We start from the raw sequence: 20,261 nt of genomic DNA on the forward strand, positions 1-20,261 counted from the left end.
ACACCGCCAACATAGGCGACGTGCGGGGCGGCTGTCCGCATCCCGCACATCCCGGTTTACTTAACGACGGTCGCCTTGTCGATGACCACGGTGGCGTTCGGCGCCCCGTCGCCCTGCCCACTGGACTCACCCGCATCAGCGATCTTCTTCAGCACGTCCTGGCCGCCCGTGATGGTGCCGAAGGGGGTGTAGTTCGCCGCCAGCGGGCTGTCCTTGTAGACCAGGAAGAACTGGCTGCCGCCGGTGCCGGGGCCCGCGTTGGCCATCGCGACCGTGCCCGCCGGGTAGGTGCCGCCCTTGATCCTGGCGTCCTTCAGGTTCTCGTCGGGCAGCTTGTAGCCGGGGGTGCCGGTGCCGGCCGCCGTGGGGTCGCCGCACTGCAGGACGTAGATGCCCTGGGTGGTGAGGCGGTGGCACTTCGTGTGGTCGAAGTAGCCCTTGGAGGCGAGGAACTGGAAGGAGTTGACCGTGCGGGGCGCGTTCTTGGCGTCCAGCTCCAGGTCGATGTCGCCACAGGTGGTCTGCAGCTTCATCCGGTACTTCGCCGACTTGTCGACACTGAGCGCGGGCTCCTTGTCGAAGGACAGCTTCGCGACCTCGCCGGGGGCCGGCTCCTTGCACGGGTCGGACTTCTTGCCCGCGCCGTCCGGGGCGCTGCCCGCGACCTTGCCGCCCTTGTCGTCCTTCGCGTCGAAGAGACCGGCCGCGCACGCGCTCGCGGTACCGGCCACGACCACCGCGAGGGCGGCGCCGATGATCGCGGTGCGGCGCCGGTTCCTGCGCTGCCGCTCCACCCGCCGCTGCTGCTGGCGTTCGAACTTCTCCCTGGCGAGCTGGCGCCGCCGCTGATCGCTGGTGACCACCGGTGTTCTCCTCGTACGTGTCGTCTGCGGTCCGGACGCCTGTCCGACCGGGGCAAGTTAGCCCGTACCGTATATGGGTTAGCTGTGCGATGAGCTGCGCCGGTAGGCTTTCCCTTGCACCTGCAAGAGAAAATGCGCAGGCATACCCCCCACTGGACGACCACGAAGAGGACGATCGTGCTTATTGCCGGGTTCCCCGCCGGGGCCTGGGGGACCAACTGCTACCTGGTCGCCCCCGCCGCAGGCGAGGAGTGCGTCATCATCGACCCCGGCCACCAGGCCACCCAGGGTGTCGAGGAGACGCTGAAGAAGCATCGGCTGAAGCCCGTCGCCGTCGTGCTCACCCACGGCCACATCGACCACGTCGCCTCCGTCGTCCCCGTGTGCGGCGCGAAGAACGTGCCCGCCTGGATCCACCCCGAGGACCGCTTCATGATGAGCGACCCGGAGAAGGCCCTCGGCCGCTCCCTGGGCGCGCAGCTCATGGGCGAGCTGACCGTGGGGGAGCCGGACGACGTCAAGGAGCTGCACGACGGTGCCGAGCTGAAGCTCGCCGGTCTGGACCTGACCGTGTCGCACGCGCCCGGCCATACCAAGGGGTCGGTGACCTTCGGGCTGTCCGAGGCGGCGGACATTCCGCCGATCCTCTTCTCGGGCGACCTGCTGTTCGCCGGCTCCGTCGGACGCACCGACTTTCCCGGTGGCTCCCACGCCGACCTCCTGAAGTCGCTGGCCAGGGTGTGCCTGCCGCTGGAGGACCCGACCGTGGTGCTGTCCGGGCACGGCCCCCAGACGACCATCGGCCAGGAGCGCGCGACCAACCCGTACATGCGGGGACTGGACGCCGCGCCCGCCCCTCGACGAGGAATGTGACCTACCTCCCGTGAGTACCTTTCAGGCCCCCAAGGGCACGTACGACCTGCTTCCCCCGGTGTCCGCGACCTACCTCGCGGTGCGCGAGGCCATCGCCGCGCCGCTGAGGAACTCCGGCTACGGCTACATCGAGACCCCCGGTTTCGAGAACGTCGAGCTGTTCGCCCGCGGCGTCGGCGAGTCCACCGACATCGTGACCAAGGAGATGTACACCCTCACCACGAAGGGCGGCGACGAGCTCGCCCTGCGTCCCGAGGGCACCGCCTCCGTACTGCGCGCCGCCCTGGAGGCCAACCTCCACAAGGCCGGCAACCTGCCCGTCAAGCTCTGGTACTCCGGCTCGTACTACCGCTACGAGCGCCCGCAGAAGGGCCGCTACCGCCACTTCTCACAGGTCGGCGCCGAGGCCATCGGCGCCGAGGACCCGGCGCTCGACGCCGAGATGATCATCCTGGCGAACCAGGCGTACCGCTCGCTCGGACTCCGGGACTTCCGCATCCTGCTCAACTCGCTCGGCGACAAGGAGTGCCGCCCCGTCTACCGGGAGGCCCTCCAGTCCTTCCTGCGCGGCCTCGACCTCGACGCGGAGACCGTCCGCCGCGCCGAGATCAACCCGCTGCGGGTCCTCGACGACAAGCGCGCGGACGTGCAGAAGCAGCTGGTCGGCGCCCCGGCGCTGCGCGACTACCTGTGCGACGCGTGCAAGGCGTACCACGAGGAGGTGCGCGCGCTGGTCACCGCCGCGGGCGTCGCCTTCGAGGACGACGAGAAGCTGGTGCGCGGCCTGGACTACTACACCCGCACCACCTTCGAGTTCGTCCACGACGGACTCGGCTCGCAGTCCGCGGTGGGCGGCGGCGGCCGGTACGACGGCCTGTCCGAGATGATCGGCGGCCCCGCGCTGCCGTCCGTGGGCTGGGCGCTGGGCGTGGACCGCACGGTCCTCGCGCTGGAGGCCGAGGGCGTCACCCTCGACATCCCGTCGACCACCGCCGTGTACGCGGTACCGCTCGGCGAGGAGGCCCGCCGGGTGCTCTTCGGCACGGTCACCGCACTGCGCGGGGCCGGTGTCGCCGCGGACTTCTCCTTCGGCGGCAAGGGCCTCAAGGGCGCCATGAAGAACGCCAACCGTTCGGGCGCCCGCTACGTCGTCGTCGCCGGTGAACGCGACCTCGCCGAGGGCCAGGTCCAGCTCAAGGACATGGAGTCCGGCGAGCAGGAGCCGGTCGCCCTGGACGCGGTCGTCGCGGAGATCCGGCGCCGGCTGGCCTGATCCGCGAGCACGCCTCGCACGAGGGGCCCGGAATCCTTGATTCCGGGCCCTTCCGCACACTTCGGCCCTTCCGCGCACTTCGGCCCTTCCGTGGGCTTCGGCCCTTCCCGGCGCTGCGGCCCCTCCCGGCGGCCCCGTTCTTCCCGGTGCGCCGGCCACCGCCCTCACCCGTCCCGCGAGCTCTTCCACCGGAACGTCAGCAGGCACAGCACCAGCCCGCCCACGCACCACGCCCCCAGCACCAGCGCCACCCGGCCCAGCTCCCACGCACCCGCCTGCTCCAGCACGGCCGCCGAGTCCGGCAGGAACAGCGACCGGAAGCCCTGGCACATCCACTTCAGCGGGAACAGCGCCCCGAGGCTCAGCATCCAGTCCGGCAGCGTGTCGATCGGGATGTAGACCCCGGAGACGAACTGGAGCAGCAGGAACGGCAGGATCACCACCGACGACGCGCTCCGGCCGCTCCTCGGCAGACTGCTCACCGCGATGCCGAGCAGCGCGCACCCGGTGATCCCCAGCGCGAAGATCCAGCAGAAGGTCAGCCACTCCGCGCCCGACGGCAGGGTGACGTCGAAGAGCGTGGTGCCCACGGCCAGCAGAATGGCCGACTCGGCGATCCCGGTGACCAGGACGAGCCAGATCTTCCCCAGGAAGTACGCGGCAGGCGGCATCGGCGTACCGCGCAGCCGCCGCAGCACCTTCTCGTCGCGTTCGACGGCGATCGAGATGCCCAGCGACTGGAAGCTGGTCGACATCAGGCCCGAGGCGAGCATCGCGGGCACGTACAGCTGCGAGGCGGTGATGCCCGCGCCCTCCACGTCGTCGCTGAAGATCGACGCGAACAGGGCGAGGAAGACGATCGGGAACGAGAAGGTGAAGACCACCTGGTCACGGGCCCGGAAGAACTGCTTCAGCTCGATCCCGCCGCGCAGCAGCCCGAGCGACCAGGCACCGGGCGGACGGCGGGCGGACGAGGTCGCGGCCCGCTCGGACGTCGTACCGCTCATCGTGCTCCCTCCCTCGGGTCGGGGGAGTCGGAGGCGGCGGCCGGGGCGTCCGGCTCCGGACCACCCTCAGCCCCGCTTTCAGGCCCGCTCTCCGGACCGCCGATGAGCCGCAGATAGACGTCCTCCAGGGAGGGGCGGGTGATCCGCAGCCCGGGGATCTCACCGTCGAACCGGCCCATCAGCTCCGCGACCGCACGCGTCGGCGTCCCGGTCCGCTCGGTGCGCACGGTCCCGTCCGGCTCCTGCCACTCCACCGTCGCGTACGTCCCGAACGCCTCCCGCAGCCGGGCCGGCACGCCCTCCGCGACCACCCGGCCCGCCGCGATCACCGCCAGCCGGTCGGCCAGCGCCTCCGCCTCCTCCAGATAGTGCGTGGTCAGCACGATCGTGGTGCCCCCGGCGGCCAGCATCCGGATCAGCTCCCAGAACTGCCGCCGCGCCGCCGGGTCGAAGCCCGTCGTCGGTTCGTCGAGGAGCAGCAGATCGGGGCCGCCGATCACCCCGAGCGCCACGTCCAGCCGCCGCCGCTGCCCGCCGGACAGCCCCTTCACCCGGTGCCGGGCCTTCTCCTCCAGGCCGACCAGGGCGATCACCTCGTCGGGGTCACGGGGCCGGGGGTAGTAGTGCGCGAAGTGGGCCACCGTCTCGCGCACCGTCAACTCGGCGGGTGCCGATTCGTCCTGCCAGACGATGCCCACCCTCGAACGCCAGTCGCGGTCCGCGCCGCCGGGGTCCGCGCCCAGCACCGCCACCTCGCCGGAGTCCCGGGTCCGGTGGCCCTGGAGGATCTCGACCGTGGTGCTCTTGCCGGCGCCGTTCGGACCGAGCAGCCCGAACACCTCTCCGTAACGGATCGCCAGGTCGAGGCCGTCCACGGCGCGTACGTCCCCGTAGCGCTTGCGCAAACCCTGTACCCGTACCGCGAGTTCGGTCATGAACCTTGAGGATGGACGCGAACCGTCCCTTCCGCTCCGTCCGTGCAGCCGTCCTTTGCCTCCTTATGTCCTGCGAACGGCGCCGCGCCCCGCGGGTGCGGCAGAATGAGGTCTGCTTCACAAGCCAGAGCAGCGACGGAACGGCGATATGACGACGACAGTGGTGGACGGCGGGGCCAGCGACACGTCGACGGGGCCCGACGACAGGGGTCTGATCGGGGCGGGACGGGCGTTCGCCTGGATGCTGATCCTCACGGGAGCGGCCGGACTGGTCGCCGCCTGGGTGATCACGATCGACAAGTTCAAGCTGCTGGAGGACCCGAACTTCACCCCGGGGTGCAGCCTCAACCCCGTCGTGGCCTGCGGCAACATCATGAAGAGCGACCAGGCGGCGTTCTTCGGCTTCCCCAACCCCATGCTCGGCCTGGTCACCTACGCGATGGTGATCGCCATCGGCGTCGCCCTCCTCGCCGGGGCCCGCTACAAGCGCTGGTACTGGCTCGGACTGAACGCCGGCACCCTCTTCGGCGTCGCGTTCTGCACCTACCTGCAGTACCAGTCGCTCTACACGATCCGCTCGCTGTGCCTGTGGTGCTGCCTGGCCTGGGTCGCCACCATCGTGATGTTCTGCTACGTCACGATCCACAACCTCAAGCACCGCGTCCTGCCGGCGCCGCGCGCCCTGCGCAACGGGCTCGTCGAGTTCCACTGGGTGCCGCCGGTGCTGTGGATCGGCGCCATCGGCATCCTGATCCTGACGAACTGGTGGAACTTCTGGACCAGCTGAGTCCACCGGGGTCCGGCCGAGGTGACGGGGGCGTTGTCGGACCCCTCCTCTAGGCTGCTGGGTGTGGAGCCCGATCTTTTTACCGCAGCCGCAGAAGAACGCCAGGCGAGTGACCCGTCCAGCAGCCCCCTGGCCGTCCGGATGCGTCCGCGCACCCTGGACGAGGTCTTCGGACAGCAGCACCTCCTCAAGCCGGGCTCGCCGTTGCGCCGCCTGGTGGGGGAGGGCGGCGGCGGACCGGCCGGCCCCTCGTCCGTCATCCTGTGGGGCCCGCCGGGCATCGGGAAGACGACACTGGCGTACGTCGTCAGCCAGGCGACGCAGAAGCGGTTCGTCGAACTCTCCGCGATCACCGCGGGAGTCAAGGAGGTACGGGCGGTCATCGACGGCGCCCGCCGCGCCTCCGGCGGCTACGGCAAGGAGACCGTCCTCTTCCTCGACGAGATCCACCGCTTCAGCAAGGCCCAGCAGGACTCCCTGCTGCCCGCGGTCGAGAACCGCTGGGTGACGCTCATCGCGGCGACCACCGAGAACCCGTACTTCTCGGTCATCTCGCCGCTGCTCTCCCGCTCCCTGCTCCTCACCCTGGAATCCCTCACCGACGAGGACCTGCGCGGACTGGTCCGCCGGGCACTCACCGAGGAGCGCGGCCTGGGCGGCGCCCTGACCCTGCCCGAGGACGCCGAGGACCACCTGCTGCGCATCGCGGGCGGCGACGCCCGGCGCGCGCTCACCGCCCTGGAGGCGGCGGCCGGAGCGGCCCTCTCCAAGGGCGACGCGGAGATCACCCTGGAGACCGTCGAGGAGACCGTCGACCGGGCCGCCGTGAAGTACGACCGCGACGGCGACCAGCACTACGACGTGGCCAGCGCCCTCATCAAGTCCATCCGCGGCTCCGACGTGGACGCGGCCCTGCACTACCTGGCGCGCATGATCGAGGCGGGGGAGGACCCCCGGTTCATCGCCCGGCGGCTGATGATCTCGGCCAGCGAGGACATCGGCCTCGCCGACCCGAACGCCCTGCCCCTCGCGGTCGCCGCCGCCCAGGCCGTCGCCATGATCGGCTTCCCCGAGGCCGCCCTCACCCTCAGCCACGCCACGATCGCCCTCGCCCTCGCCCCCAAGTCGAACACCGCCACCCTCGCGATCTCCGCCGCGCGGGCGGACGTACGGGGCGGCCTGGCCGGAGCGGTCCCCGCTCACCTGCGCGACGGCCACTACCAGGGCGCCGCCAAGCTCGGCCACGCGCAGGGCTACGTCTACCCGCACGACGTGCCCGGCGGTATCGCCGCCCAGCAGTACGCCCCGGACGAGGTGCGCGGCCGGCAGTACTACACCCCCACCCGCTACGGCGCGGAGGCACGCTACGCGGACGTGGTGGAGAAGGTGCGCGAGCGGTTGAACGGGCAGGGCTGACCGCCGGGGCCTAGGCTCCTGACCATGGTCCCCAGACCACTGGTGCCGCTCCTCGCCCTCGCCGCGCTGACCGGCTGCCACCACGCGCAGACGCCCCCGGAGAAGCCGAGCCCGGTGCCCTTCACCAGCCCCGGCTTCCCGCCCACCGCCGCCGACGCCCGCGCCCGGCTGGGCGGTCTGACCGTCGCGTGGGGCCGCAACTGGGAGACCTACCGGCGCGCCGAGTTCGGCGAGGGCTGGTCGGACGAGACCGACGCCCCGGGCGGACGCAACGGCTGCGACACCCGCGACGACGTCCTCAGCCGGGACCTGACCGTGCGCGAACGGGGCGACCGCGACGCGTGCGTGCCGCGCTCCGGGGTGCTCCACGACCCGTACACCGGCAAGGACCTGCCGTACACCTACCGCAGGGCCTCGCAGATCCAGACCGATCACGTCGTCCCCCTCGGCGCGGCCTGGCGGGCCGGGGCCTGGGGCTGGACCCCGCAGCGGCGCCTCGCGTACGCCAACGACCTCGACGTGCTGCTCGCCGTCGACAAGCAGGCCAACCAGGACAAGGGCAGCCGGACCCCCGACAAGTGGAAGCCGCGCCGGGCGTACTGGTGCGAGTACGCCCGGCGCTGGACCGGCATCAAGGTGAAGTACGCGCTGAGCGTGACGCCGCCGGAGAGGGCCGCGCTCCAGGAGATGCTGGCCACGTGCCCCTGACGGCCGGGTCCGCACCATCCCGTCCGGCCTAGTACAATCGACCGAAGCGCTGCGTCCCGTGTCCGGTACCCGTACCGGCACCACCAGAACGGGACATCCAGCCGGAACCCCCTCAGGGGTGTTCCAGGAGCGTCGCGCACCGTCGAAGGTGTCGCGGGCAGCCCACCATCCTCGCGGATTGGTGGGTTGTTCGCGTGCTGCACATAGTGCCCAGACCAGGGAGCGGCTGCCCGTCCAGCGATGGAGGGGTTTCCCCGGCTGCGGATGCGACCTCCCTTAACCCTGGTGAAGCCGTATTCCGAACAGATAGAGAGGTTGGTTCGTGCCGAACCAGTCCCGCCCCAAGGTCAAGAAGAGCCGCGCGCTCGGCATTGCGCTGACGCCGAAGGCCGTCAAGTACTTCGAGTCGCGCCCCTACCCGCCGGGCGAGCACGGCCGTGGCCGCAAGCAGAACTCGGACTACAAGGTCCGTCTGCTCGAGAAGCAGCGTCTGCGCGCCCAGTACGACATCAGCGAGCGCCAGATGGCGCGTGCCTACGACCGCGCCAAGAAGGCCGAGGGCAAGACGGGCGAGGCGCTGGTCGTCGAGCTCGAGCGTCGCCTCGACGCCCTGGTCCTGCGTTCGGGCATCGCCCGCACCATCTACCAGGCCCGCCAGATGGTCGTCCACGGCCACATCGAGGTCAACGGCGGCAAGGTCGACAAGCCGTCGTTCCGCGTCCGTCCCGACGACGTCGTGATGGTCCGCGAGCGCAGCCGCGAGAAGGTCCCCTTCCAGGTCGCCCGCGAGGGTGGCTACGACACGGAGGGCGAGACCCCGCGCTACCTCCAGGTCAACCTGAAGGCCCTGGCCTTCCGCCTGGACCGTGACCCGAACCGCAAGGAAATCCCGGTCATCTGCGACGAGCAGCTGGTCGTCGAGTACTACGCCCGCTGATTCGGCGTAGTCCTCCGCACTTGCGTGCACTGCCCGTCGTCTTCCCGCCTCCTCGTGAGGCGGGAAGCGGCGGGTTTGCGCGTTCCCGGGCGCGCGATATGCGTTACGGGGCGAGAGCCCCGGCGCGATAGGCTCACGGGACGACTTTTCGACCACAATTCCCGACCCCATGCAGGGAGTGCAACGTGTCCGGTGGAGAGGTGGCCGGCATTCTGGTGGCCGTCTTCTGGGCGATTCTGGTCTCCTTCCTCGCCGTGGTTCTGGTGAGGCTGGCACAGACGCTCAGGGCGACGACCCGGATGGTGGCCGAGGTGACGGAGCAGGCGGTACCGCTGCTGTCCGACGCCTCCGCGACCGTACGGTCCGCGCAGACCCAGCTGGACCGGGTCGACGCGATCGCCTCCGACGTGCAGGAAGTCACCTCCAACGCCTCCGCGCTCTCCTCCACCGTCGCCTCCACCTTCGGTGGCCCGCTGGTCAAGGTGGCCGCCTTCGGATACGGAGTGCGCCAGGCGATCGGCCGCAAGAAGAACCCGGAGCCGCCGGCTCCGGACCGCCGTACCGTGATCGTCGGCCGGACGCTGCCCTCCGCACGGCGGACGAGGCGGGGCGGCCGGGGTTCCCGCGGATCTAAGGACTGACGCAGCGATGTTCCGCCGTACGTTCTGGTTCACCGCAGGCGCAGCCGCCGGCGTGTGGGCCACCAGCAAGGTCAACCGCAAGCTCAAGGCGCTGACCCCCGAGAGCCTCGCGGCCCAGGCGGCCGACAAGGCGGTCGAAGCGGGCCACCGGCTCAAGGACTTCGCGCTCGACGTCCGGGCCGGCATGGTCCAGCGCGAGGCCGAACTCGGCGACGCGCTCGGCCTGGAGGCGGCGCCCGACGACGCGCGAGCGCTCCCGCCGCAGCGCTACGCTGCGGCGATCGACCAGTCCAAGCCTTCGTACCACACCACCAACTCCCCGTCATCCCACGGGAATTCGTACAACCGGAATGAGGACCACTGATGGAGTCGGCAGAAATTCGTCGCCGCTGGCTGAGCTTCTTCGAGGAGCGCGGTCACACCGTTGTCCCTTCGGCGTCGCTCATCGCGGACGACCCGACTCTGCTCCTGGTCCCGGCCGGCATGGTGCCCTTCAAGCCGTACTTCCTCGGTGAGGTCAAGGCCCCCTGGCAGCGCGCCACCAGCGTCCAGAAGTGCGTCCGCACCCCGGACATCGAAGAGGTCGGCAAGACCACCCGGCACGGCACGTTCTTCCAGATGTGCGGCAACTTCTCCTTCGGGGACTACTTCAAGGAAGGGGCCATCCGCTTCGCCTGGGAGATCCTGACGAAGTCCGTCGCCGACGGCGGCTACGGCCTCGACCCCGAGCGGCTGTGGATCACCGTCTACCTCGACGACGACGAGGCCGAGGAGATCTGGCGCGAGAAGATCGGCGTCCCCGCCGAGCGCATCCAGCGCCTGGGCAAGAAGGACAACTACTGGTCGATGGGCGTCCCCGGACCCTGCGGCCCCTGCTCGGAGATCAACTACGACCGCGGTCCCGAGTTCGGCGTCGAGGGCGGTCCGGCCGTCAACGACGAGCGCTACGTGGAGATCTGGAACCTGGTCTTCATGCAGTTCGAGCGCGGCGCCGGCACCGGCAAGGAGGACTTCGAGATCCTCGGCGAGCTCCCGTCGAAGAACATCGACACGGGCCTCGGCCTGGAGCGCCTCGCCATGATCCTCCAGGGCGTACAGAACATGTACGAGACCGACACCCTGCGCGTGGTCATGGACACCGCCACCGAGCTGACCGGCGTCCGCTACGGCGACAACCACACTTCCGACGTCTCGATGCGCGTGGTCGCCGACCACATGCGCACCTCCGTCATGCTCATCGGCGACGGCGTCACCCCCGGCAACGAGGGCCGCGGCTACGTGCTGCGCCGCATCATGCGCCGCGCCATCCGCAACATGCGCCTGCTCGGCGCCAAGGGCACGGTCGCCCAGGAGCTCGTCGACACGGTCATCGACACGATGGGCCAGCAGTACCCGGAGCTGATCACCGACCGCCAGCGCATCCTGGGCGTCGCCCTCGCCGAGGAGGCCGCCTTCCTCAAGGCCCTCAAGGGCGGCACCAACATCCTGGACACCGCCGTCACCGAGACCAAGGCCGCCGGCGGCCAGGTCCTCTCCGGCGACAAGGCGTTCCTGCTCCACGACACCTGGGGCTTCCCGATCGACCTCACCCTGGAGATGGCCGCGGAGCAGGGCCTGTCCGTGGACGAGGACGGCTTCCGCCGCCTGATGAAGGAGCAGCGGGACCGCGCCAAGGCCGACGCCCAGGCCAAGAAGCACGGCCACGCCGACATGTCCGGCTACCGCGAGATCGCGGACGCCGCCGGTGAGACCGACTTCATCGGCTACACCTCCACCACCGGTGAGTCCCGCGTGGTCGGCATCCTCGTGGACGGCGTGCCCTCCCCGGCCGCCACCGAGGGCGACGACGTGGAGATCGTCCTGGACCGCACCCCGTTCTACGCCGAGGGCGGCGGCCAGATCGGCGACACCGGCCGCATCAAGCTGGACAACGGCGCCGTGGTCGAGATCCGCGACTGCCAGAAGCCCGTCCCGGGCGTCTACGTCCACAAGGGCGTCGTCCAGGTCGGCGAGGTCACCGTCGGCGCTCCGGCCCAGGCCGTCATCGACGTGCACCGCCGCAACGCCATCGCCCGTGCCCACAGCGCCACCCACCTCACCCACCAGGCGCTGCGCGACGCGCTCGGCCCGACGGCCGCCCAGGCCGGCTCGGAGAACCAGCCCGGCCGCTTCCGCTTCGACTTCGGCTCCCCGGCCGCCGTCCCCGGCGCCGTCCTCACCGACGTCGAGCAGCGGATCAACGAGGTCCTGTCGCACGAGATGGACGTCCACGCCGAGGTCATGTCGATCGACGAGGCCAAGAAGCAGGGCGCCATCGCCGAGTTCGGCGAGAAGTACGGCGAGCGGGTCCGCGTGGTCACCATCGGCGACTTCTCCAAGGAGCTGTGCGGCGGCACGCACGTGCACAACACCGCCCAGCTGGGTCTGGTGAAGCTGCTCGGCGAGTCCTCCATCGGCTCGGGCGTGCGCCGCATCGAGGCCCTGGTCGGCGTCGACGCGTACAAGTTCCTGGCCCGTGAGCACACGGTCGTCGCCCAGCTCCAGGAGCTGGTCAAGGGCCGTCCCGAGGAGCTCCCGGAGAAGATCTCCTCGATGCTCGGCAAGCTGAAGGACGCCGAGAAGGAGATCGAGAAGTTCCGCGCGGAGAAGGTGCTCGCGGCCGCCGCCGGACTCGTCGCCGGAGCCAAGGACGTCAAGGGCGTCGCGCTGGTCACCGGCCAGGTGCCCGACGGCACGTCGGCCGACGACCTGCGCAAGCTCGTTCTCGACGTGCGCGGCCGCATCCAGGGCGACCGGGCCGCCGTGGTGGCCCTGTTCACCACGGCCAACGGCCGCCCGCTGACCGTCATCGCCACCAATGAGACGGCCCGTCAGCGCGGCCTGAAGGCGGGCGACTTGGTGCGCACCGCCGCCAAGACCCTCGGCGGGGGCGGCGGCGGCAAGCCGGACGTCGCCCAGGGCGGCGGCCAGAGCGTCGAGGCCATCGGCGACGCCATCGACGCCGTCGAGCGCATGGTCGGGGAAACGGCCTGATGCGACGCGGACGCCGGCTCGCGATCGACGTCGGGGACGCCCGGATCGGGGTCGCCTCGTGCGACCCCGACGGGGTCCTCGCCACCCCGGTGGAGACCGTGCCGGGACGTGACGTCCCGGCCGCCCACCGGCGGCTGAAGCAGCTGGTCGAGGAGTACGAACCCCTCGAAGTGGTGGTCGGCCTCCCTCGCTCCCTCAACGGGGGCGAGGGGCCGGCCGCGGCCAAGGTCCGGGCCTTCGCCCAGGAGCTGGCCCGGGGCATCGCCCCCGTCGGCGTTCGACTCGTCGACGAGAGGATGACCACAGTGACGGCCAGTCAAGGGCTGCGCGCCTCGGGCGTGAAGTCCAAAAAGGGCCGGTCTGTCATCGATCAGGCCGCCGCGATTGTCATTCTTCAGAACGCGCTTGAGTCCGAACGGGTGTCGGGAGAGCTCCCTGGCGAAGGCGTCGAAGTGGTTGTCTGATCGCGATACGGTAACGTTCCGCGCCGTGGCGGCGTTCGAACAGCTGCCGCACAGGAAAAGAGGCGGGACGGACGCCGTGCCCCACGCGCGCCGGACCCGCCGCCCAGCGGCTCTAGGGGACCGATGACTGAGTATGGCCGGGGTCAGGGCTCCGAACCGTGGCACCCAGAGGACCCGTTGTACGGGGACCGCGGTGACCAGGGGTGGGGCGGACAGCAGGCCGCGCACGGCCAGCCGCAGTACGGTCAGGACACGTACGGCGGCGGCCACGCGCAGCAGCCGTATCCGCATCCGCAGACGGGCCGGCCCCAGCAGCCGTACTACGACGGTCAGCAGTATCCCCAGCAGCAACAGCACCCGCAGTCCTACCCGCAGCAGCAGGGGTACGGGCAGCAGGGCCAGCAGGACTACGGCCAGCAGAGCCACCAGGGTCAGCAGGGTTACGGCCACCAGGGCGCCCAGGGCCAGCAGGGTTACGGCCAGCAGGGCCCCCAGGGCTACCAGGAGAACTGGGACACCGGCCAGGGCCAGGCGATCCCGTACGGCATGAACCCGGCCGACCCGTACAGCGGGCAGCAGCCGAACTACGACACCGGCGGCCACGACTACTACGGCGGCCCCGAGGCGTACCCCCCGCCGCAGCCCCCGAACCAGCGGCAGGCACCGCCCGAGCCCACCACCGACTGGGACCCGGACGCCCCGGTGGAGGAGGAGCACCCCTTCTTCACGGGCACCGACAACGGCCGCGGCCCGTCCCGCGACGAGGCGGACGACGAGGACGACGACCCGCGCGACTCCCGCCGCGGCAAGGGCGGCAAGCCGGGCAAGGGCAAGAAGAAGAACCGCAACGGCTGTGCCTGTCTGGTGGTTTCACTGGTCATCGCCGGGGGACTCGGTACGGTCGGCTACTTCGGCTACTCGTTCTGGCAGGATCGGTTCGGCCCGGCGGAGGACTTCGCCGGCGAGGGCGCCGGTTCCGTCCAGATCGAGGTCAAGAAGGGCGCCGGCGGCAACGAGATCGCCAATTCGCTCAAGAAGGCCGGCGTGGTCAAGAGCGTCGACGCGTTCACGACGGAACTCGCCAAGGACAAGAAGAAGGCCAACTCCATTCAGGTGGGCGTCTACACCATGAAGAAGGAGATGTCCGCCAAGGCGGCGCTGGCGCTGATGATGGACCCGAAGAGCCGGGACAACTACAGCCTCAATCCGGGCTTCCGCAACGCCAGGGTCTACGACGACCTCGACAAACGCCTCGGTCTCGCGGCCGGAACGACCAAGAAGATCGCCAAGGACAAGCAGAAGGACCTCGGTCTGCCCGCCTGGGTGCCCAACAACCCGGAGACCAAGGACAGGCTGGAAGGCTTCCTCTACCCGGGCAGCTACTCGATCGCCAAGGGGACGAAGCCCGAGGACGCCCTCAAGAAGATGGTCTCGCAGGCCACCTCCCACTACGAAGCGCAGAACATCACGGGCGAGGCAGCGAAGCTGAAGCTCAAGCCCTTCGAGCTGCTCATCGCGGCAAGCCTGGTCGAGGCCGAGGGCAAGACGCACGACGACTACCGCAAGATGGCCGAGGTCGTCTACAACCGCCTCAAGTACAACCCCCAGACCGTGGGCAGGCTCCAGTTCGACTCGACCTACAACTACGCCAAGGGCCAGAGCAACATCAACATTGGCGAGGACGCGGTCAAGAAGGACAAGGACCCGTACAACACCTACACGCACACAGGTCTGCCGCCCGGCCCCATCAACAACCCCAGCGACGACGCTCTGTCCGCGGTGATGAAGCCGACGAGCGACGGCTGGCTCTACTTCGTGGCGACCGACGGCAAGAGCAAGACCGAGTTCGCCAAGACGCACGACGAGTTCCTCAAGCTGAAGGAAAAGTTCAATGCCAGCCAGAAGGGCCGCTGAGAGGCGGCGGGCCGCCGTCCTCGGCAAGCCCATCGCCCACTCGCTCTCCCCGGTCCTGCACCGGGCCGCCTACGCGGAGCTCGGCCTCGACGAATGGTCCTACGACCGCTTCGAGGTCGACGAGGACCGGCTGCCCGGGTTCGTGCGGGAGCTGGGCGAGGAGTGGGCGGGGCTCTCGCTCACCATGCCGCTCAAGCGCGCGGTCATCCCGCTGCTCGACGGGATCAGCGAGACGGCGTCCTCGGTGGAGGCGGTCAACACCGTCGTCCTCACCGAGGACGGCCGGCGGCTCGGCGACAACACCGACATCCCCGGGATGGTCTCCGCCCTGCGCGAGCGCGGAGTGGAGAAGGTCGCCTCGGCCGCCGTCCTCGGGGCCGGTGCCACGGCCTCCTCCGCACTGGCCGCGCTGGCCAGGATCTGTGCCGGACCGGTCACCGCGTACGTGCGCAGCGCGGCGCGCGCTGACGAGATGCGGACCTGGGGCGAGCGGCTCGGCGTGGACGTGCGGACCGCCGACTGGGCGGACGCGCGGGAGGCCTTCGCCGCGCCACTGGTGATCGCCACCACCCCGGCCGGGACCACGGACGCCCTCGCGGCCGACGTGCCCGAGGCTGTCGGGACGCTCTTCGACGTGCTGTACGAGCCCTGGCCGACAGCGCTCGCGGGCGCCTGGGCGGCGCGCGGGGGAGCGGTGGTCGGAGGACTCGACCTCCTCGTCCACCAGGCGGTGCTCCAGGTCGAGCAGATGACCGGGGTGCCCGAGGCGCCGCTCGCCGTCATGCGGGCGGCGGGCGAACGGGCTCTTTCCGGCCACTGAAAGGCACGGGCGGGGCCGTCCGGCGGCCGTCCACGGGGTGGGCGGCCGGTCCGAGTGCTGGACCTGTGGCCAAGGCGGAGCACCGAACGTGGGAGGATCGTGGGCGGCGGGTCCGGGCCGCGCATCCGGGCTGCGTCGTAGCAGTTCCGGGCGCGAGCATGAGGAGCATCGTTGAGCAGGTTGCGCTGGCTGACCGCGGGAGAATCCCACGGACCCGCACTCGTCGCGACGCTGGAGGGCCTTCCCGCCGGCGTGCCGATCACCACGGAGATGGTGGCGGACGCGCTGGCCAGGCGACGGCTCGGCTATGGGCGCGGCGCCCGGATGAAGTTCGAGAAGGACGAGGTCACCTTCCTCGGCGGCGTACGGCACGGCCTCACCATGGGCGGCCCCGTCGCGGTCATGGTCGGCAACACCGAGTGGCCCAAGTGGGAACAGGTCATGTCGGCCGACCCCGTGGACCCCGAGGAGCTGGCCAAGCTGGCGCGCAACGCGCCGCTGACCCGCCCCCGCCCCGGCCACGCCGACCTCGCGGGCATGCAGAAGTACGCCCTGGACGAGGCGCGCCCGGTGCTGGAGCGGGCGAGTGCCCGGGAGACCGCGGCGCGGGTCGCGCTGGGCACGGTCGCCCGGTCGTACCTGAAGCAGACCACCGGCATCGAGATCGTCTCGCACGTGGTGGAGCTGGCGGCGGCGAAGGCCCCGTACGGTGTCGTGCCCAAGCCCTCCGACGAGGCGAAGCTCGACGAGGACCCGGTGCGCTGCCTGGACGCCGACGCGTCGAAGGCGATGGTCGCGGAGATCGACCAGGCCCACAAGGACGGCGACACCCTCGGCGGCGTCGTCGAGGTCCTCGCGTACAACGTGCCCGTCGGCCTCGGCTCCTTCACCCACTGGGACCGCCGCCTCGACTCACGGCTCGCGGGCGCCCTCATGGGCATCCAGGCCATCAAGGGCGTCGAGGTCGGCGACGGCTTCGACCTGGCACGGGTGCCGGGCTCCAAGGCGCACGACGAGATCGTGCCGACCGCGGACGGCGTGAAGCGCACGACCGGCCGGGCCGGCGGCACCGAGGGCGGCATGTCCACCGGTGAGCTGCTGCGCGTACGGGCCGCGATGAAGCCCATCGCGACCGTGCCGCGCGCGCTGAAGACCATCGACGTGACCACCGGCGAAGAGGCCGCCGCGCACCACCAGCGCTCCGATGTCTGTGCCGTTCCGGCGGCCGGCATCGTCGCGGAGGCGATGGTCGCGCTGGTGCTGGCGGACGCGGTCGCCGAGAAGTTCGGCGGGGACAGCGTGGGCGAGACGCGGCGCAACGTGCAGTCGTACCTCGACAACCTCCAGATCCGGTGACCGGCACGACGCACGGGCCGAAGGTCGTTCTGGTCGGGCCGATGGGGGTCGGCAAGACCACCGTCGGCGCGCTGCTCGCGACGCGCCTCGGCGTCCCGCACCGGGACACCGACGCAGACATCGTCGCCGCCCAGGGCCGGGAGATCGCCGACATCTTCGTCGACGAGGGCGAGCAGTACTTCCGTGAGCTGGAGCGCGAGGCCGTGCGTGCGGCCGTCGCCGAGCACACGGGGGTGCTCGCGCTCGGCGGCGGGGCGATCCTCGACGGGTCGACCCGGGAGCTGCTCTCCGCGCACCCGGTCGTCTATCTGTCGATGGACGTCGAGGAGGCGGTGAGGCGCACCGGGCTCAATCAGGCCCGTCCGCTGCTCGCCGTCAACCCGCGCAAGCAGTGGCGCGAGCTGATGGAGGCCCGCCGCACCCTGTACACCGAGGTCGCCCGGGTGGTCGTCGCCACCGACGGCCGCACCCCCGAAGAGGTCGCCCAGGCGGTCCTGGACGCACTGGAGTTGAAGGACGCATGACGGAGCAGGCAGAGGCAGCACCGACGCGGATCACCGTCGGCGGCACGGACGGCACCGAGGCGTACGACGTGCTGGTGGGGCGGCAGTTGCTGGGCGAGCTTCCCGGGCTGATCGGGAAGAAGGCCAAGCGGGTCGCCGTACTGCACCCCGAGGCGCTCGCCGAGACCGGTGAGGCGCTGCGCGCGGACCTCGCGGACCAGGGCTACGAGGTCATCGCGATCCAGCTGCCCAACGCCGAGGAGTCCAAGACCGTCGAGGTCGCGGCGTACTGCTGGAAGGCGCTCGGGCAGACCAACTTCACCCGCACCGACGTGATCGTCGGCGTCGGCGGAGGAGCCACCACGGACCTCGCGGGCTTCGTCGCGGCGACCTGGCTGCGCGGGGTGCGGTGGATCGCCGTGCCGACGACCGTGCTCGGCATGGTCGACGCGGCCGTCGGCGGCAAGACCGGCATCAACACCGCCGAGGGCAAGAACCTCGTCGGCGCCTTCCACCCGCCCGCCGGGGTGCTGTGCGACCTGGCGGCGCTGGACTCGCTGCCGGTCAACGACTACGTGTCGGGGCTCGCGGAGATCATCAAGGCCGGCTTCATCGTCGACCCGGTGATCCTCGACCTGATCGAGGAGGACCCGGAAGCGGCGCGCACGCCCGCGGGTCCGCACACCGCCGAGCTGATCGAGCGTTCCATCCGGGTGAAGGCGGAGGTGGTGTCCGGCGACCTCAAGGAGGCCGGACGCCGGGAGATCCTCAACTACGGCCACACCCTGGGCCACGCCATCGAGAAGAACGAGCGCTACAACTGGCGGCACGGCGCGGCCGTCTCGGTCGGCATGGTCTTCGCCGCCGAACTCGGCCGGATCGCCGGACGCCTGGACGACGCGACCGCCGACCGGCACCGGGCGATCCTGGAGTCGGTCGGGCTGCCGCTCACCTACCGGGGCGACCAGTGGCCCAAGCTGGTCGAGAACATGAAGGTCGACAAGAAGTCGCGCGGGGACCTGCTGCGGTTCATCGTCCTGGACGGGCTGGGCAAGCCGATCGTCCTGGAGGGCCCCGACCCGGCGATGCTGCTGGCGGCGCACGCGGAGATCGCGTCGTGAGCGGCGTGAGCGGCACGAACCGGGTGTTCGTCCTCAACGGGCCCAACCTCGGGCGGCTCGGCTCCCGCGAGCCCGACGTGTACGGGGCCACCTCGTACGCGGGGCTGGTGGAGGCCTGCGGGGAGCTCGGCAAGGAGCTCGGGTTCGACGTCGAGGTGCGCGAGACCAACGACGAGGGCGAGCTGATCCGCTGGCTGCACGAAGCCGCGGACGGATCGATTCCGGTCGTGCTCAACCCGGGCGCCTTCACGCACTACTCGTACGGAATGCGGGACGCGGCGGCCCAGCGCACCGCGCCGCTGATCGAGGTGCACATCTCGAATCCGTACACCCGGGAGGAATTCCGGCACACCTCGGTGGTGGCCGCCGTCGCCAGCGGCACCATCGCCGGCTTCGGCATCGGCTCCTACCTGCTGGCGCTTCGTGCGCTCGCCGAGCAACGCGACGCCTGAAACGACCGTCTCTCAGGGCAGGGCATTTAATATCGCCTCCGTCCGTTCGTCAGGTGAACGGGCGGAGGCGGTACCGTGCGAGGGTTCGAGTGGGCCCTCGCGGGTCAGCATCAACACGATCGGTCCACCGCTTCCGGTGGACCGCAAGGCCCGGCAACAGTCGCCTGTACGAGACGGAGTGGCACCGGATGCAGCACGTAGTGGGGGCTCCGCTGCCACCTCCCCACGGACCCGGCCAGGTCTGGGCGAGCGCGGCCCCGCACCCGCAGGGCCCTCCGCTCCCGCCCGCGGGACCCCCGGCCCAGCACCAGGCGCCGCACGCGCCCCCACCGCACCCGCAGGCACCCCAGCCGCCTGCCCCGCAGCCGCACGTGCAGCAGCCCCCCGCCACCGGCTTCACACCGCACGGGCCGGGTCCGGGCAACGGCCCCGGGGCCCCCGGCGCCCCGCAGCCGCAGCACGCGCCCGTGCCGCCGGGCGCCCGTGACACCACCGGCCACATCCAGCTGCCGCCCGGCGGCCCCGTACCGCTGCCCGCGCCGCCCACGGCCGCCGCACCCGCGCACACCGGGAACACCACCCTCGCCGTGCTGCTGATAGGCCCCGCCGGGGCGGGCAAGACCACGGTGGCCAAGTACTGGGCCGCGCACCGCAGGGTGCCCACCGCGCACATCAGCCTCGACGACGTCCGCGAGTGGGTCTGCTCCGGCTTCGCCGACCCGCAGGCCGGCTGGAACGACCACTCCGAGGCCCAGTACCGCCTCGCCCGCCGCACCTGCGGCTTCGCCGCCCGCAACTTCCTCGCCAACAACATCTCCTGCATCGTCGACGACGCCGTCTTCCCCGACCGGCCGGTCGTCGGGCTCGGCGGCTGGAAGCGGCACGTCGGCCCGGGGCTGCTGCCCGTCGTCCTGCTGCCGGGCCTGGAGATCGTCCTGGAGCGCAACGCCAAGCGCAGCGGCAACAGGCGCCTCAGCGACGAGGAAGTGGCACGCATCCACGGCCGGATGGCCGGCTGGTACGGCTCGGGCCTGCCCATCATCGACAACTCGCAGTACGACGTCGCCACCACCGCGCAGCTGCTCGACGAGACCCTGGCCAGGGCGATGGCGAGCCCGCCCACCTGGTAGGCCGCGCGGAACCCGGTCGGACGCGCAG

At 70.9% G+C, this 20,261-nt stretch carries 20 protein-coding genes; 17 read left to right on the plus strand and 3 right to left on the minus strand.

The features are described 5' to 3' along the window. Window positions 1-56 precede the first annotated feature (56 nt). Window positions 57-863, minus strand: a complete 807-nt coding sequence (locus ACFYVL_RS25445; protein ID WP_389248559.1) for a peptidylprolyl isomerase — start codon at window positions 861-863, stop codon at window positions 57-59. A gap of 177 nt (window positions 864-1,040) precedes the next feature. Between ACFYVL_RS25445 and ACFYVL_RS25450 the strand changes: the two genes are divergently transcribed. After that, on the plus strand, window positions 1,041-1,736 hold the full coding sequence (locus ACFYVL_RS25450) for an MBL fold metallo-hydrolase (protein ID WP_389248561.1): 696 nt from the start codon (window positions 1,041-1,043) through the stop codon (window positions 1,734-1,736). A 10-nt stretch (window positions 1,737-1,746) separates the two neighbouring features. After that, window positions 1,747-3,009: a histidine--tRNA ligase gene (gene hisS, locus ACFYVL_RS25455; RefSeq protein WP_389248563.1), complete on the plus strand. Its 1,263-nt coding sequence runs from the start codon at window positions 1,747-1,749 to the stop codon at window positions 3,007-3,009. A gap of 164 nt (window positions 3,010-3,173) precedes the next feature. Here hisS and ACFYVL_RS25460 read toward each other — a convergent pair whose 3' ends face one another. Continuing rightward, entirely contained in the window at window positions 3,174-4,016 is an 843-nt protein-coding gene (locus tag ACFYVL_RS25460) for an ABC transporter permease (RefSeq protein WP_389248565.1), read from the minus strand. Next, complete coding sequence (locus ACFYVL_RS25465) at window positions 4,013-4,951, minus strand: ABC transporter ATP-binding protein (protein WP_389248567.1); 939 nt, start codon at window positions 4,949-4,951, stop codon at window positions 4,013-4,015. Before ACFYVL_RS25465 ends, ACFYVL_RS25460 begins: the two co-directional genes overlap by 4 nt. Window positions 4,952-5,099: 148 nt before the next feature. On the opposite strand from ACFYVL_RS25465, the gene ACFYVL_RS25470 reads away from it, so the two are divergent. The 15 genes from ACFYVL_RS25470 to ACFYVL_RS25540 all read left to right on the plus strand — a co-directional run bounded on the left by ACFYVL_RS25470 (window position 5,100) and on the right by ACFYVL_RS25540 (window position 20,233). After that, entirely contained in the window at window positions 5,100-5,738 is a 639-nt protein-coding gene (locus tag ACFYVL_RS25470; protein ID WP_389248569.1) for a vitamin K epoxide reductase family protein, read from the plus strand. Window positions 5,739-5,801: 63 nt separating this feature from the next. Beyond that, a complete protein-coding gene (locus ACFYVL_RS25475; RefSeq protein WP_389248571.1) occupies window positions 5,802-7,154 on the plus strand; it encodes a replication-associated recombination protein A in 1,353 nt (450 codons plus the stop codon). A 24-nt stretch (window positions 7,155-7,178) separates the two neighbouring features. Further along, window positions 7,179-7,862, plus strand: coding sequence for a DUF1524 domain-containing protein (locus ACFYVL_RS25480; RefSeq protein WP_389248573.1), 684 nt, complete (start codon window positions 7,179-7,181; stop codon window positions 7,860-7,862). Window positions 7,863-8,184: 322 nt separating this feature from the next. Next, entirely contained in the window at window positions 8,185-8,799 is a 615-nt protein-coding gene (gene rpsD, locus ACFYVL_RS25485; RefSeq protein ID WP_345224933.1) for a 30S ribosomal protein S4, read from the plus strand. Between the two features lie 200 nt (window positions 8,800-8,999). After that, window positions 9,000-9,440, plus strand: a complete 441-nt coding sequence (locus ACFYVL_RS25490) for a DUF948 domain-containing protein (RefSeq protein ID WP_389248751.1) — start codon at window positions 9,000-9,002, stop codon at window positions 9,438-9,440. Between the two features lie 7 nt (window positions 9,441-9,447). Next, the gene (locus tag ACFYVL_RS25495) at window positions 9,448-9,804 is read left to right on the plus strand and encodes a DUF6167 family protein (protein ID WP_389248575.1); all 357 of its coding nucleotides are present in this window, start codon (window positions 9,448-9,450) and stop codon (window positions 9,802-9,804) included. After that, window positions 9,804-12,473 carry an alanine--tRNA ligase gene (gene alaS, locus ACFYVL_RS25500; RefSeq protein WP_389248577.1) on the plus strand — a complete coding sequence of 890 codons (2,670 nt, stop codon included), beginning with the start codon at window positions 9,804-9,806 and terminating at the stop codon, window positions 12,471-12,473. The genes ACFYVL_RS25495 and alaS overlap by 1 nt, the downstream gene beginning before the upstream one ends. Further along, entirely contained in the window at window positions 12,473-12,937 is a 465-nt protein-coding gene (gene ruvX, locus ACFYVL_RS25505) for a Holliday junction resolvase RuvX (protein ID WP_389248579.1), read from the plus strand. Before alaS ends, ruvX begins: the two co-directional genes overlap by 1 nt. Window positions 12,938-13,060: 123 nt before the next feature. Further along, window positions 13,061-14,851, plus strand: a complete 1,791-nt coding sequence (gene mltG / locus ACFYVL_RS25510) for an endolytic transglycosylase MltG (RefSeq protein WP_389248581.1) — start codon at window positions 13,061-13,063, stop codon at window positions 14,849-14,851. Further along, window positions 14,829-15,671 (plus strand): shikimate dehydrogenase, encoded by an 843-nt coding sequence (locus ACFYVL_RS25515; protein ID WP_389248583.1) that lies wholly within the window; start codon window positions 14,829-14,831, stop codon window positions 15,669-15,671. Before mltG ends, ACFYVL_RS25515 begins: the two co-directional genes overlap by 23 nt. A 171-nt stretch (window positions 15,672-15,842) precedes the next feature. After that, window positions 15,843-17,027, plus strand: a complete 1,185-nt coding sequence (aroC, locus tag ACFYVL_RS25520) for a chorismate synthase (protein WP_389248585.1) — start codon at window positions 15,843-15,845, stop codon at window positions 17,025-17,027. 41 nt (window positions 17,028-17,068) lie between these two features. After that, window positions 17,069-17,551 (plus strand): shikimate kinase, encoded by a 483-nt coding sequence (locus ACFYVL_RS25525; protein ID WP_389248753.1) that lies wholly within the window; start codon window positions 17,069-17,071, stop codon window positions 17,549-17,551. Continuing rightward, the gene (aroB, locus tag ACFYVL_RS25530) at window positions 17,548-18,651 is read left to right on the plus strand and encodes a 3-dehydroquinate synthase (RefSeq protein ID WP_389248587.1); all 1,104 of its coding nucleotides are present in this window, start codon (window positions 17,548-17,550) and stop codon (window positions 18,649-18,651) included. The genes ACFYVL_RS25525 and aroB overlap by 4 nt, the downstream gene beginning before the upstream one ends. 5 nt (window positions 18,652-18,656) lie before the next feature. Further along, complete coding sequence (locus ACFYVL_RS25535) at window positions 18,657-19,103, plus strand: type II 3-dehydroquinate dehydratase (protein WP_389248755.1); 447 nt, start codon at window positions 18,657-18,659, stop codon at window positions 19,101-19,103. Between the two features lie 188 nt (window positions 19,104-19,291). After that, the gene (locus tag ACFYVL_RS25540) at window positions 19,292-20,233 is read left to right on the plus strand and encodes an AAA family ATPase (RefSeq protein WP_389248589.1); all 942 of its coding nucleotides are present in this window, start codon (window positions 19,292-19,294) and stop codon (window positions 20,231-20,233) included. Window positions 20,234-20,261 lie beyond the last annotated feature (28 nt).

Source organism: Streptomyces sp. NPDC004111, assembly GCF_042874215.1.
Lineage (GTDB): Bacteria > Actinomycetota > Actinomycetes > Streptomycetales > Streptomycetaceae > Streptomyces.

What these genes read in the sequence shown, in the direction of transcription:
- ACFYVL_RS25515 (WP_389248583.1), top strand. Translation starts at nt 14,829, where the DNA reads ATGCCAGCCAGAAGGGCCGCTGAGAGGCGGCGGGCCGCCGTCCTCGGC.
- ACFYVL_RS25470 (WP_389248569.1), top strand. Translation starts at nt 5,100, where the DNA reads ATGACGACGACAGTGGTGGACGGCGGGGCCAGCGACACGTCGACGGGG.
- ruvX (WP_389248579.1), top strand. Translation starts at nt 12,473, where the DNA reads ATGCGACGCGGACGCCGGCTCGCGATCGACGTCGGGGACGCCCGGATC.
- ACFYVL_RS25480 (WP_389248573.1), top strand. Translation starts at nt 7,179, where the DNA reads ATGGTCCCCAGACCACTGGTGCCGCTCCTCGCCCTCGCCGCGCTGACC.
- mltG (WP_389248581.1), top strand. Translation starts at nt 13,061, where the DNA reads ATGACTGAGTATGGCCGGGGTCAGGGCTCCGAACCGTGGCACCCAGAG.
- ACFYVL_RS25540 (WP_389248589.1), top strand. Translation starts at nt 19,292, where the DNA reads ATGCAGCACGTAGTGGGGGCTCCGCTGCCACCTCCCCACGGACCCGGC.
- ACFYVL_RS25495 (WP_389248575.1), top strand. Translation starts at nt 9,448, where the DNA reads ATGTTCCGCCGTACGTTCTGGTTCACCGCAGGCGCAGCCGCCGGCGTG.
- alaS (WP_389248577.1), top strand. Translation starts at nt 9,804, where the DNA reads ATGGAGTCGGCAGAAATTCGTCGCCGCTGGCTGAGCTTCTTCGAGGAG.
- aroB (WP_389248587.1), top strand. Translation starts at nt 17,548, where the DNA reads ATGACGGAGCAGGCAGAGGCAGCACCGACGCGGATCACCGTCGGCGGC.
- ACFYVL_RS25460 (WP_389248565.1), bottom strand. Translation starts at nt 4,016, where the DNA reads ATGAGCGGTACGACGTCCGAGCGGGCCGCGACCTCGTCCGCCCGCCGT.
- ACFYVL_RS25465 (WP_389248567.1), bottom strand. Translation starts at nt 4,951, where the DNA reads ATGACCGAACTCGCGGTACGGGTACAGGGTTTGCGCAAGCGCTACGGG.
- ACFYVL_RS25525 (WP_389248753.1), top strand. Translation starts at nt 17,069, where the DNA reads ATGGGGGTCGGCAAGACCACCGTCGGCGCGCTGCTCGCGACGCGCCTC.